At 49.8% G+C, this 12,113-nt stretch carries 13 protein-coding genes; 7 read left to right on the top strand and 6 right to left on the bottom strand.

The genetic code is table 11. The annotated features are described in order from the left end of the window. Window positions 1-81: 81 nt before the first annotated feature. Window positions 82-390: a DUF427 domain-containing protein gene (locus ABD880_RS17680; protein WP_066505317.1), complete on the top strand. Its 309-nt coding sequence runs from the start codon at window positions 82-84 to the stop codon at window positions 388-390. 231 nt (window positions 391-621) lie between these two features. On the opposite strand, the gene ABD880_RS17675 is transcribed toward ABD880_RS17680, so the two are convergent. Both ABD880_RS17675 and ABD880_RS17670 read right to left on the bottom strand, forming a co-directional pair. Further along, window positions 622-1,101: a hypothetical protein gene (locus ABD880_RS17675; protein ID WP_345169144.1), complete on the bottom strand. Its 480-nt coding sequence runs from the start codon at window positions 1,099-1,101 to the stop codon at window positions 622-624. A gap of 143 nt (window positions 1,102-1,244) precedes the next feature. Beyond that, window positions 1,245-2,228 (bottom strand): acyl-ACP desaturase, encoded by a 984-nt coding sequence (locus ABD880_RS17670; RefSeq protein WP_345169141.1) that lies wholly within the window; start codon window positions 2,226-2,228, stop codon window positions 1,245-1,247. Window positions 2,229-2,434: 206 nt separating this feature from the next. Here ABD880_RS17670 and ABD880_RS17665 point away from each other — a divergent pair, with 206 nt between their 5' ends. Next, window positions 2,435-3,202, top strand: a complete 768-nt coding sequence (locus ABD880_RS17665) for a methyltransferase domain-containing protein (RefSeq protein ID WP_345169139.1) — start codon at window positions 2,435-2,437, stop codon at window positions 3,200-3,202. Window positions 3,203-3,326: 124 nt separating this feature from the next. Continuing rightward, window positions 3,327-4,655, top strand: a complete 1,329-nt coding sequence (locus ABD880_RS17660) for a N,N-dimethylformamidase beta subunit family domain-containing protein (protein ID WP_345169136.1) — start codon at window positions 3,327-3,329, stop codon at window positions 4,653-4,655. Here ABD880_RS17660 and ABD880_RS17655 read toward each other — a convergent pair. The 4 genes from ABD880_RS17655 to ABD880_RS17640 form a co-directional block, all read right to left on the bottom strand. Next, complete coding sequence (locus ABD880_RS17655) at window positions 4,579-5,547, bottom strand: glycosyltransferase (protein ID WP_345169133.1); 969 nt, start codon at window positions 5,545-5,547, stop codon at window positions 4,579-4,581. The genes ABD880_RS17660 and ABD880_RS17655 overlap by 77 nt on opposite strands. Beyond that, window positions 5,544-6,827, bottom strand: coding sequence for an MATE family efflux transporter (locus tag ABD880_RS17650; RefSeq protein ID WP_345169130.1), 1,284 nt, complete (start codon window positions 6,825-6,827; stop codon window positions 5,544-5,546). The genes ABD880_RS17655 and ABD880_RS17650 overlap by 4 nt, the downstream gene beginning before the upstream one ends. A 97-nt stretch (window positions 6,828-6,924) precedes the next feature. Then, window positions 6,925-8,028, bottom strand: coding sequence for a DegT/DnrJ/EryC1/StrS family aminotransferase (locus tag ABD880_RS17645; RefSeq protein ID WP_345169127.1), 1,104 nt, complete (start codon window positions 8,026-8,028; stop codon window positions 6,925-6,927). Window positions 8,029-8,060: 32 nt separating this feature from the next. After that, window positions 8,061-8,480: a sugar 3,4-ketoisomerase gene (locus tag ABD880_RS17640; protein ID WP_345169125.1), complete on the bottom strand. Its 420-nt coding sequence runs from the start codon at window positions 8,478-8,480 to the stop codon at window positions 8,061-8,063. 249 nt (window positions 8,481-8,729) lie between these two features. Here ABD880_RS17640 and ABD880_RS17635 point away from each other — a divergent pair, with 249 nt between their 5' ends. The 4 genes from ABD880_RS17635 (at window position 8,730) to ABD880_RS17620 (ending at window position 12,113) form a co-directional block, all read left to right on the top strand. Next, window positions 8,730-9,521, top strand: a complete 792-nt coding sequence (locus ABD880_RS17635; RefSeq protein WP_345169122.1) for a phosphatase PAP2 family protein — start codon at window positions 8,730-8,732, stop codon at window positions 9,519-9,521. Further along, window positions 9,518-10,576, top strand: a complete 1,059-nt coding sequence (locus tag ABD880_RS17630) for an MJ1255/VC2487 family glycosyltransferase (protein ID WP_345169120.1) — start codon at window positions 9,518-9,520, stop codon at window positions 10,574-10,576. Before ABD880_RS17635 ends, ABD880_RS17630 begins: the two co-directional genes overlap by 4 nt. A 167-nt stretch (window positions 10,577-10,743) precedes the next feature. Beyond that, a complete protein-coding gene (locus ABD880_RS17625; RefSeq protein ID WP_345169118.1) occupies window positions 10,744-11,352 on the top strand; it encodes a hypothetical protein in 609 nt (202 codons plus the stop codon). Between the two features lie 161 nt (window positions 11,353-11,513). Continuing rightward, on the top strand, window positions 11,514-12,113 hold the full coding sequence (locus tag ABD880_RS17620) for an IMPACT family protein (RefSeq protein ID WP_345169115.1): 600 nt from the start codon (window positions 11,514-11,516) through the stop codon (window positions 12,111-12,113).

Raw genomic sequence — 12,113 nt, 5'->3', positions numbered from 1 at the left:
AACCTTCTCAAGGCAAAGCAGTAAACAACTAGAGAGAATACAATCATTTTAGTAAAATAATTACATTTTTTATAGTAAAGTATGCGTGCCATTTGGAAAAACACAATTATTGCAGAGAGCGAACAGACCGTGGAGATAGAAGGCAATCATTATTTTCCGCCGAGTGCCCTTAAGTGGGAATTTCTGCAGCCTAGCACCCGCCAGTCCTTCTGCCCCTGGAAAGGCGAAGCCTCTTACTACTCTGTAAAGGTGGGACTGTTTGAAAACAAAGACGCCGCCTGGACTTACTCCAACACCCAAGAACAAGCCGCCAAACCTATTGAAGGCTACGTGGCCTTCTGGAAAGGGGTACAAGTGGTCCACAGCCACCCGTCTCCCGTACACAGTTAATGGTGATTTGGTAAAAAGAAACGCCCCGCTGAGAAGTGGGGCGTTTTGGTTTATTAATGAAAATTAAAATTGAATTTGTCTTAATCCGATATTTAAAAATATTATGAACTGATTTTATAAAACCATTATATCTACAAAATATCGCTCATAATAAACAATATAATTCACTTTAATAAACCTTCCCTTGTTCCAAATACTTTTTCCTTATTGTGATTGTCACTAGAAAAGACCCTATTCTTTTAAAACATTAGAATTAACTTTTATTTTATTTTCTAATATATCACTGTCTATTATATCCTCATTGCTATAGTAATGAAAAGTAGTACCTATATTATAAAACATAAAGCTATCTCGCCATAAAGGAGAAGCTTCTATATGCAAATGATAAATACTATCATGATTTTTGCTATCAGATGCACGTTCAGCTATTTCCTTCCTCAAGGTGAAGTAAATCCTTGTGCTAGGGCCATAAAACACCTTTGCTCCATAAACTAAGGTAGTAAAGTCACTTTGCAATTCTTTGGGCAAATCTTTTACCAGCATTTCAGAACCATCGCCTCTTTGGCTTGAGATTACTAGAGGCACTTGTTCTGATAGTAAATTCAGATTAACCCTAGTCAATGTAAATTGGATAATATAACCCAAAATAGAATCTCGCGATTCGATGACAATCACTAAAATCAAAATAAACCCTATTAAACACTTCTTCACTTATAATATCATTTAAGAATTCGATGTGTAATATAGTTATTGAAGTTACTAAATAATAAACTGTATCAAACAAAAACGCCCCACTTTTCAGCAGGGCGTTTTTAGGCTATATTCTAGAAAAGAGGCCGAAAACGGCTCTTGCCTTATACTTCAATCCACTTGAACTTGTATTCCAATTCTGGCACACGCAGACGCTCTGCCACGCGGCGAAGGCGGTTAGGCAGTTGCATGATGTAGTCACGGGCGCGTTCGCCGTTTTCATTGAGGCCGGTCATGGTAGAAATTTTCCACTCTCTAATTAAGGTCTCCATGATTTCTACATAATCGGTAGACGTGTACACACCAATACGCTGGGCGGCGTCTGTGAAGTGCCCGAAGGTCTGGCCTTGGTCAATTCCTAGTTCGCGCAGGTAGTGGGCCGGCATGACAATCTTCTTGCGCATCATGTCTTCAAAGGCCATCATCATTTCTGACGGGTCTACTTCAAAGATTTTCTTCACAAAGGTTTTATAAGCCAGGGCGTGACGTCCTTCATCTGCGGCAATAAAGTTACAGATACGGGACAAGGTGGTTTCGCCTACTTTCTTGGCCAGGGCACCCACGCGGCGGTGAGACACGTTGGTAGCCGTCTCCTGGAAAGAGGTGTACACAAAACTGCGGTATGGGTCATTGTCAGTCTTAATGTCCATGCCGTCGGCAATCAGGTACTGCGTAGAGGCCTCCATCTGGCGCATGTCAATGCGGCCGGTCAGGTAGAGGTAGCGGTTGAGCAAATCGCCGTGGCGGTTCTCCTCAGAGGTCCAGCCGCGGTTCCACTTCATCCAGGCGCTGTGCTCGTCATTGTTGATGTCATGAATGCTCATGATCCAGCTTTCATAGGTAGGCAGGGCCTCTTCGGTGATGGTGTCACCAATAAGCACGGCTAGCAGGTCATAAGACAGTTCTTTGGCCCGCTCTTGCAGGTCTTTTATTTCAGAGAAGAAGTTGTCAAAGCGGGCGTCTGGCAGAAAGTCTGCGGGTTGCCAGCTGTCTTCCACTGATTTCAGGAACTCCGGAAGCTTCTGCTCCAGGAAATTCTCCAGGTATTTCATTACCTCAGAACGGGTGGTCGTGAGCGTTGAGATCATACGTGTATCTATATGGAATGTCAAATATACTAGTTTTCAAGCATTCTACCCGACTCTTGGCCTAATTACTGAACCTACGCTAAGAAAGGGAGAAGGAAGGAACTGATACCTACGTAAACCAGCCGTTAAAGATGTCAGTACTAATCCCGTGCGCATGCAGATAAAATACGGAACGGTCTGTATATTTGGTAAGATTTGCCCTGCCCATGTACCTGTTGAAAGCCCTTTTGCCCGCCCAAACCCGTCTGCGCCTGCGCAGTTATTCCTGGTGGGCCAGAGGCTGGTTCTACCAGGGCAAGGAAGTGTTTTGCCCACTGTGCGAAGGCCACTTTCAGAAGTTTCTGCCCTTTGGCGTAGAGCGCAGACCGCAGGCCCTGTGCCCAAAATGCCATACCCTGGAGCGGCACCGCCTGCTATGGCTGTACTTGCAGGAACAGGTACAGGTAGAAACCCAGCAGCTGTCTGTCCTGCATATGGCCCCTGAGCCGGTGTTGCAGGAGAAACTCAAGCGCCTGCCCAACCTCCAGTACCGCAGCGCAGATTTATCCTCTCCCCTGGCCATGGACAAAGTAGACATCCAACGCTTGCCCTACGCAGACGCGTCCTTTGACTTGATCTTGTGTTCCCATGTGCTGGCCCACGTGCCAGATGAGAAGTTAGCCTTGCAGGAATTGAGCCGTGTCTTAAAACCAAAAGGCCGGTTGCTACTCCAAGCTAGAATCTTCCTAGACCTGCCGCAGACGCTGGAAGAAGCCGACGTAGCCACGCCGCAGCAACGCCTTAAAGCCCATGGCCAGGCAGACAGGTTCAGGAAGTACGGCTTGGATTTTAGTGAGCGGGTGAGCGCGCAAGGCTTTGCAGTGAGTCCAGTAGACTACGCCCAAACCAGAACCAGCCAAGAACAGCAACACCTAGGCCTGGGTCAGCAAGAAATCATCTTTGTGGCCACTCCTTCTGCCCATGTCCCTGCTTAAGCGCCTGATACACGCAACACCCGCCTTGCAAAAGCTGGCCTTACGGTGGGCCGGGCCATTACGGCATTTTTGGTGGCGAATGCGTCTCACCAAACCAACGGCACCGGACCCTGTCACACTAGATATGGTTCCGCAACCCTTGGAAGGCTATGCCCACCAACTCTTTTACACCCCGGGCCAAACTGTCCTGTTCCACTTAAAAGCGTTACAACACGGCAACCGGTTGGTATTACAACGCAGAACCGCGACAGAAACTTGGGAGCTTGTCACAGAGCATTCGTTTGGGGAAATAGTAAAGCCTGAAACGCTGGAGGATGCGCAGCAGGGATGCCATTGGAGCGTGGGTTGGGAATACGCGTTGCCGCATAACCAGCCCCAAGGCTATTATCGGGCATTATTGGTCAATGAGGCGTTCAACTTGTCTTCAGAAACTCATTTTATAGTAGGAAGCGCTCAACCCATCAGCAAGGTGGCTGTGCTGGCGCCAGTCACCACTTGGCAAGCCTATAATGCCTACGGCGGACATTCCCTCTACCGGAACGCCGTGGCAGCAGAATCCGTGTCTTTCGTCTCAACGCTCAGACCAAACACTGCTTTGACGTACCACAGAAGCAGCAGCCACCAGCACGACCTGCGCCTAGAATCCCATATCTACCATTGGTTTGCGGAACACTACCAGGCAGACCTCCTCCCCGATTATTGGCTGGAGAAGCATCCAGAACGAATGGATTCCTATCAAGTGCTGGTACTATCCTACCACGCCGAGTATTTCTCTGAGGCCATGTTCCAAACCCTGCAGAATCTGGTCTTGCAACAAAACAAATCTCTACTGTCTTTAGGCGGAAACCAAGTCTACTGGCAAGTGCGCTGGCACCAGAACTTCACGCAGGTAGAATGCCCGAAAAACGGCTCTTTTTTCCAAAACAGCCCAAAACGAGGAGGCCTCTGGCGACATACCTCCACCCCAGAAAGTCTACTGCTGGGCGCGCACTTCACCGAAGCCGGCATAAACACCTACGCTCCCTATCAAGTTATAGAAGCAAGTCATTGGCTATTTGAAAACTACGAGGTGAAAAACGGCGATATATTTGGCCAGGCAGGAATAGACGGCTTACCCATTTGCGGGGATGAAACCGATAAAACTACCTGGAGCAGCCCTGAAAATACAGTGGTCTTGGCCCGTGGCTTGAACAAAGCCACTGCTACCTCTGATGTGGAAGTTTATAAGCAAGAGGACAATGCTTGGGATAGTACTGGCGGCGGCGAGATGACTATTACTGAGTTGTCAAAGCAACATGCGGTACTAGCTACCGGTTCTATTCAAAGCGGCAGCGGTTTGAGTGTAGACAAGGTATTCACGCAAATGATAGGCAATTTTATGCGGCGGTACGTCCATAGCGCAATAGATGATACCACTTCCGGAACATCTGCAAAGGCACGCGTTTCTGAGTAAGCCACTTTAGTAATCTATACGCAGGCCTCATGCCTCCTTCATCCTCCAACATTTGCAACAGCGTTAGCGCTTCTGCATAGTTACCCGTGAAGTAGGCATGCCGCGCCTCGTACTGGATGCGTATCACCAGGGCTTCTTTTTCTCGCTCGGTCTGCACTAAGGCTTGGGCTTTCTGAATAATCTGAATGGTGGACTGGAGTTGTCGGTCGCCGGGCTTGTAGACTTGGTTGGACAGCGAATGGGCATGTTCGCGGCGTAGGCACAGCACTTCGTCTAAAAAATAGTAGTGCCAGTTGCGGGCAGAGCGTACCCAAAAATCAAAATCCTCATAGGCCAAGGAGGCGTCATACCCACCTAATTCTTCCAACACCTGCCGGCGCACCATCATGGTAGGCGGACAGATAAAGTAACGACCCAGCACATCGGCAAATACGTCTCCTTGAGCTGGTTTTGGGAATAGTTCGCCTTTGGTATTTCTTCGGTAAAAAAGGCCTAAGGGCTTGGACTGCTCGTCTATCAATTCGGCATCAGTATAGACCACGCCCACCTTTTCTGGCAGTGACAGGAACGCCGCTACTTGTTTGGCCACGCGTTCTGGGTGAAGGACATCATCCGTGGCGAAGTCTATGATAAACTCACCTTTGCTCAGGGCAAACGCTTCATTAAAAGAGCGGCAGTTACCTTGGTTCTGGGCATGCTGAATGAACTGAATATGAGGATGCGCGGCTACATATTCCTGTATGATGGCCGCGCTGTTATCCAAGCTCAGATCATCCACCACAATCACTTCTATCTGCGGGTAGGTCTGTATCAGGACAGAATCCAGGGCCTCGCGCAAAAAGCGCTCATGGTTGTAACAGAGGCAGATGATAGAAACCAGCGGCTGTGTCATTTCTGGGGATAAAAATACGACCTGAACAGCCATACGTGAAATAGCAGAAACAGTCCCCAGTCTAAGGCATACGCCCACAACAAACCTTGCAAGCCATACAAGGGCAACAGCCACAGTACCAGCAACACGTAAATAGCCGGCGACACCAGATGCACGCCCACGTACAGCTTTACCTGCGCCCGCACGGTCACCACATAGGACAGAATCCAGGCCACCATCTTCAGAAAATCGCCTAACAACTGGTACTCAAAAAGCGACTGGGCAGGCAAGAATTCATCATTAAAAAACAGCAGCAGCAGGAAGCGCCGTAACAGCCAGACCAAGGCCAAACCGGCTGCAATCAAAGGGGTCAAGGTGAAGAAGATGGTGCGTACGTATTTCCGGAGGTCGTTTTCCTCTTGGTGCAGCAGGGCCGCAATTCTAGGATAGTACACCATGCCCAAGACGGAAGTGTAGACCAGCGTGTACGAATCAGAAACTTTAGCCACGGCCTGCCACATGCCTGTCTCATGCAGAGAGAAATGCTGGATAGCCATCTCCCTGACTAGGAACTCGGCCAGCTTGCCCCCTACTAACATCGCAATGGCCATTAGAAGGAACTTCCCCAAATCCTGGAGCGACACTTTGGAGAAATGACCTTGCAAGGCTGGCACCAGCTTTTTACTAAGGACCACAGCAGTAGCCACCAGACCGGTCACCGCTTGCGCCCCCAGAAAGAACAAGAGCACCAAGGGCAAGCTCATCTTACCCACCGTTAGCCAGGTAATGGTAATGGAAAGCACACTGGTGAGCAGACTCAAGCCCACGTACACCTGCAAAGCCTGCCGCGCCAACAGCACCGACAGCCAGAACAACTGCAACAGCAGCAACAGAAAAAGTCCCAGTCCTGCTATCCAATACCACGGGTGCAGTGACAGAAACTCTGGCATACCGAACCGCTCAAAGAAGAACTCTGGAAACAGTAACAAGCCACCTAACACCGCCAAAAAAGTAAGCAGGTTTAGCCCGAGGCCTGTCCAGAAATAGGATTGGTATCCAGCGTCTTCGGGTGTGCCTTTGGCCAGGTACCGGATTAGGCCCACGTTCACGCCGCTGTTAGGCAGGGTGGTGAGAATGGCGATGAGGCTCTGAAAATGGGCCAGCAAGGTGATGCCGCTGGGGCCATAGGCCATGGCAAACAGTTTATTCACCACCAAGGCGCTCACCGCCCGGGCCACCGTAGACAGCCCCGACCACAAAGAACCTCCCAAAAACTGATGAATGAGCTGTTTGCGAGCCATGGTGCAAACTACGAAGATTGGTGCAGGATTCCCGATTTTAGCCTCTTTTCGGGAAATCAGGCCAAAAACGACAAATATATTTACTTGACAGGTGAGATTAAGCGAAGAACTGCCTGATGGCTTCCACCACTGCCGTCTGTTCTTGCTCCGTCATGCCCGGGAAAAGCGGCAAACTGAGGCTGGTATTGGCAAGTTCTTCGGTGATGGGCAAGTCGCCGGCTTTCAAGCCCAAATGCGCATAAGAGGGTTGCAGATGGGCAGGCACCGGGTAATGAATCAAGGTGGTGATTCCTTTCGCCTGAAGGTATTGTTGCAGGGCATAACGGCGCTGGGTTCTCACCACAAACAGATGGTACACGTGTCCGCAACCCGCTTGTGTTGCAGGAAGCACCAAATCCCCTACTCTTTGTAACTCTTGAAGGTAGATTTTGGCCAAGCGTTGGCGCTCAGTATTTAAAGCGTCCAGGTGCGCTAGCTTGACCGAAAGGATGGCTGCTTGCAGGGAATCCAGCCGTGAGTTCACGCCTACCACGTCATAATAGTACCGTTCTGACTGGCCGTAGTTTCTGTACTTGCGCAGGAAGTCTGCCACCTGCTCAGAATGAGTAGTGACCCCACCAGCATCACCGTAGGCACCCAGGTTTTTGGTGGGGTAAAAGCTGAAGGCGTTGGCCTGCCCGAAGGTCCCTGCTTTCTTTCCTCCTACTTCGGCGCCATGGGCCTGGGCACAGTCTTCCACCACCAGCAGCCCCACCTGGTTTGCAATGCCCATGATGGTTTCCATGTCACAGGCCTGACCGTACAAATGCACCGGCAAGATGGCTTTCACGTCTTTGTCAATGGCGCGGGCTATTCCAGAAGCAGTAAGGTTGTAGGATTCTGGATCGGGCTCTACCAGCACGGGCATGGCGCCTACTTGTTGCACGGCGTTGATAGTGGCAATGTAGGTGTTGCCCGGCAGCAATACTTTGTCCCCTTTGCCAACCCCTAAGGCTTTTAAAGACAAGACCAGGGCATCATAGCCATTACCTACGCCCACCACGTGCGGCACATTTTGATAGCGGGCAAACTCATCTTCAAAAGCACTCACTGCGGGGCCCAACACAAACCGTTTCTCTGCCAGGGTAAAAGCCACCTTTTCTTGAATGGCAGTCTCTATCCCTTCGGGGAAATCCCTCAACTCAAAAAACGGAACGTGCATAGGTGGTTCAGTGAATACCAGAGAATCTACTATTATTTGGAGGTTGCCTGCTGTTGGATGATGTTCTTAAACTCGGGGTAGTCGCGCATATAATCAGCCTCGTCATACACGGTAGAGGCCATGCAGCAGAGAATGGCGTCTGGGGTGGGAAATACCTTAATCCAGCAGTACGGCGGAATGTAGAGTCCCATGGTGGGCGCATCCAGCAGGAAAGAGTCAGTGCCTTGAGTGGTTTCGGTTTCAATGCGCACGGTGCCGCGCAGCACCGTCATAAGTTCCTGGGTAGTATGGTGAGCATGACCGCCGCGTTCAGAGTTGGCCGTGGTGTCCATCACCCAGAATACCCGCTTGGCGGTAAACGGCAGGCCTTTCTCATCTTGGGTGGAGATAAGGATGCCTTCTACGTTATTGATTTGCTTAAAAGAAAGTAAATGCGGCGCCGGGTAGTTCATGTGCCCAAGTTACGCAATGCCGCGCAATTGGTGGCAGCAACTGGCCCACATAGTCTCACAATACAAGGTCTAACCTGAGGCACGCACTGTCTAAACCCAATTACTCTAGGCACGCGTTTTTGGCCTATTTTCCAGAAAGTAGGCCAAAAACCATTTAAGCCAGCCCGCTACACCCACCAACTCCTTGAAACTTTGTATTTTTGGTTTCATTGCCCTACACGATAGCTATACCATATTCCATACCTTCTCATGAAAACGCATTATCGTCAGCATAAAAGCGCCCTTTTGATTTCTGGAGGCGTCTGGCTGTTCTTGGTGGTGTTGCTTTGGACCTTACCCATTGCCTTTAGCGGATACCTGGCCTCAGACGCCGACACAAATTTCTGGTACTGGCTCTCTGAGTCTGGCGGCGTGTTTGGCACCACTGCTTTAGCCGTACTCCTCTGCGGATTGGCGGCGGGGCAGCAAAAAGGCATTAAACAGAAGATACGGTCTTTTGCCGTAGCATTCGGGTTTCTACTGGTTACCCTAGGCGGCATTGCCTTTGTCAATGAATACTTTATCAAGCCCATTACACAGGTTCCGCGGCCCAGCCATTTGTTTCTGTTAAAGCCTGCCGGCGAGATAGAGAAATTCTACCTGCAAGACGTGTCTGCCCGGCCAGCGTTTCTGCAACAATACCTGCACAGCAATCCTGCTGTCTCCAGCAATGTCTCTCCCTTGGTGTTAGCCCACTGGGTGCAGGAATGTGGGTATTCTTTCCCCTCGGGCCATTCTTTGAACGTGTTTTTATTAGGGACCATGCTCACCTTATACCTTGGCTGGCAGCTGCCCCGCAGAAAGCAGCTTTGGCTCCTAGTGCCTCTGGGCTGGGCGCTCCTGGTATGCCTCTCCAGAGTGGCGTTAGGCGTTCACTCAGAATGGGACGTTGCCCTGGGCTCTGCCGCTGGCTTTACCGTGGCATATGTGCTTTCGGTGACGGGCCTGTTGCATAAGGTCTTTAAAGCGGCTACTACTTCTCACCCAGAAAATAATATATGAAGATTTTATATGGAGTGCCCGGCGAGGGCATGGGCCACGCCACGCGCAGCAAGGTCATCATCACCCATCTGTTAAGCCAGGGCCATGACGTGCAGGTGGTTTCCAGCGCCAGGGCCTACCAGTTTTTGAACAAGGCATTCCCGGGCCGCGTGCAGGAGATTAAAGGTTTTCACATTGCGTACCGTGAGGCGGCTGTCTCTAAATTAAATACCGCTCTGCTTACGCTCAAAACAGCCCCAGAAAGCCTTAAGGTAAATTTCAACCGGTACCGGGGCCTCATGGAAAGTTTCGCGCCAGAGGTAGTGATCTCAGATTTTGAGTCTTTCACGTTTCTGTTTGCCAAGCACCACCGCCTGCCCATCATCAGCATAGACAATATGCAGGTGATGAACCGCTGCCAGCTAGACATACCCATTCCTAAAGAAGAACGCGGCAGTTACCAGGTGGCCAAAAACATTGTCAAGGCCAAAGTACCGCGGGCGGCTCATTACCTGGTCTCTTCTTTTTTTAAGGCGCCGGTCCACAAGGAGAATACCACGGTGGTACCGCCTATCATAAGAGAAGAAATCCTTCGGGCAAAGCCAAGCCAGGGCAACCATGTACTGGTGTATCAGTCCAGCACCAACCAGAAGAATTTGCTGGAGACCTTGCAGCAGTTGCCTCAGGAAACTTTCTATGTGTATGGCTTTAATAAAGAAGAGCAACACGGCAACGTGCACTTGAAAGCCTTTAGTGAAGACGGTTTCATACAAGACTTGGCCTCTGCCAAGGCGGTGGTGGCCAACGGAGGCTTCTCCTTGATAAGTGAGGCGGTGTATTTACAGAAGCCCATCTGCTCAGTGCCTATTCCCAAGCAGTTTGAGCAGTTCATGAATGCGGCATATGTGCAGCAGTTAGGGTACGGCCGGTATTTTGCAGAATTCACCGCAGACGGCCTAAAGGCGTTTCTGTATGACGTACCTGGGTTTCAAAAGCAGCTTGCGCATTACCAGCAAGATGGAAATAAAGCTCTATTCCAAGCCATTGACAAGCAGTTAGCCGAAGTGGTGGCCTAGTGCATCTTCCGTTTTTGGCCTGTTTTCTGGAATACAGGCCAAAAACGGAAGATGACTTTCACTCAACATAAAACATAGATAAAATACAGTTCTATATTAAAAAGAAACCATATCTTCCTGTAAGGTTAATGAAGTTGAATAAGATATAGCTATACCAAAATTAAATCATGAAAAGAGCCACTGTACTATGCTTAGCGCTTTCCCTGTTCTTTGGATTGGAGGCGGCGGGGCAAGATTCTACCGCTACCAAACAAACCATTGCCTATGGTTCTCTGGGCTACCTCTATCCTTTCTCTGAAGGCAGGGGCTCTGGCGTGAACCTATCCCTAGTGGCGCAGACCAAAGCCAACTTTCTCCTTTCTCTGGGTTTTACTGCTGTCAATTACAAAGACAGAAAGTATGACAAGAAAGAAGCCGAAATCAACCCTCCCATCCATAAAATCAAGGAGTTCAACTTTTCAATTGGAGGTCTAGCGCCAATCAGCAGGAAAGTGTTTTTCACCTACAGCACTGGTCCCTCTTTTGTCAAATATGAAATGCCTTACAACATCACCATTGATACAGGAGGATGGGGCGGTATCATAAGAAGCAGTTCTTATGAATATGACACAAAGGAGTTTGGGCTCTTTGGCTGGAACGCTAAAACAGAGTTCGCCTTTCTTTTGGGAGAATCTTTAGGATTGACCACAGGTCTCACCGCCACGGCCACCAAAGAAGTAGCCTACGGCGGAGTATACGTGGGGTTAACCATCGGGGACTTCGGTCTTTCTAAGTAAGCAACTATAATTCAGCTGGGCGTTTTAATCTCATTTCCGGCAGGTGGGCTTCCCTTCCAGAGGTGGCTCAACTACTGCTTCCGTTTTTAGCCTCTTTTCCTGAAAACAGGCCAAAAACGGAGCCTTCCCGCAATTCTGTTTTACTGTGTACCTTTGCCTGCATGGAGGACAAGTACCGCACCATAGCCGCGCCCACAGAAGGGTTGTACAAAGAGAAAGGCAGTAAGTTTATTGCCAAGGCCTATGCCGTGTACTCAGAGGACGAGGTCAAAGAAGTATTGCAAGCCTTGCGCAAAGAGTACTTTGATGCCCGCCACCATTGCTACGCCTACCTCTTGGGCGCCGACCGGGCCATCTACCGCGCCAATGATGACGGTGAGCCCAACCACTCAGCCGGAGATCCTATTCTGGGCCAGATAAAATCTGCCGGTTTGAGCAATGTGCTGGTGGTGGTGATCAGGTATTTTGGAGGTACCAAGTTGGGCGTAAGCGGCCTCATCCATGCCTACAAAACCGCCACCGCAGAAGCTCTGTCGCAAGCCGACCTCATTGAACGCCACGAGACGTCATTCTTGACCATTCAGTTTGGGTACGAGCAGATGAACGAAGTGATGAAACTGGTCAAAGACCATGAGCTGCCCGTGCGCCAACAAGATTTTAACCTGGACTGCCGTCTTACCCTAGAAGCCAGAAAAGGCCTTGTCCCTCAGCTGCAGGAGCAGTTTGAAAAACTAGAAACGAGGGTAGTGGTTAGTGAATAA

The sequence above is a fragment of the Nibribacter koreensis genome, assembly GCF_039541795.1.
Taxonomy (GTDB): Bacteria; Bacteroidota; Bacteroidia; order Cytophagales; family Hymenobacteraceae; genus Nibribacter; species Nibribacter koreensis.
The sequence above is the reverse complement of the archived record's forward strand: the minus strand, read 5'-3'. Positions and strand labels throughout refer to the sequence as shown.

Coding starts and splice junctions, on each gene's coding strand:
- ABD880_RS17665 (WP_345169139.1), top strand. CDS start 2,435: ATGTACCTGTTGAAAGCCCTTTTGCCCGCCCAAACCCGTCTGCGCCTG.
- ABD880_RS17620 (WP_345169115.1), top strand. CDS start 11,514: ATGGAGGACAAGTACCGCACCATAGCCGCGCCCACAGAAGGGTTGTAC.
- ABD880_RS17630 (WP_345169120.1), top strand. CDS start 9,518: ATGAAGATTTTATATGGAGTGCCCGGCGAGGGCATGGGCCACGCCACG.
- ABD880_RS17625 (WP_345169118.1), top strand. CDS start 10,744: ATGAAAAGAGCCACTGTACTATGCTTAGCGCTTTCCCTGTTCTTTGGA.
- ABD880_RS17670 (WP_345169141.1), bottom strand. CDS start 2,228: ATGATCTCAACGCTCACGACCACCCGTTCTGAGGTAATGAAATACCTG.
- ABD880_RS17635 (WP_345169122.1), top strand. CDS start 8,730: ATGAAAACGCATTATCGTCAGCATAAAAGCGCCCTTTTGATTTCTGGA.
- ABD880_RS17655 (WP_345169133.1), bottom strand. CDS start 5,547: ATGACACAGCCGCTGGTTTCTATCATCTGCCTCTGTTACAACCATGAG.
- ABD880_RS17660 (WP_345169136.1), top strand. CDS start 3,327: ATGGTTCCGCAACCCTTGGAAGGCTATGCCCACCAACTCTTTTACACC.
- ABD880_RS17645 (WP_345169127.1), bottom strand. CDS start 8,028: ATGCACGTTCCGTTTTTTGAGTTGAGGGATTTCCCCGAAGGGATAGAG.
- ABD880_RS17680 (WP_066505317.1), top strand. CDS start 82: ATGCGTGCCATTTGGAAAAACACAATTATTGCAGAGAGCGAACAGACC.
- ABD880_RS17650 (WP_345169130.1), bottom strand. CDS start 6,827: ATGGCTCGCAAACAGCTCATTCATCAGTTTTTGGGAGGTTCTTTGTGG.
- ABD880_RS17640 (WP_345169125.1), bottom strand. CDS start 8,480: ATGAACTACCCGGCGCCGCATTTACTTTCTTTTAAGCAAATCAATAAC.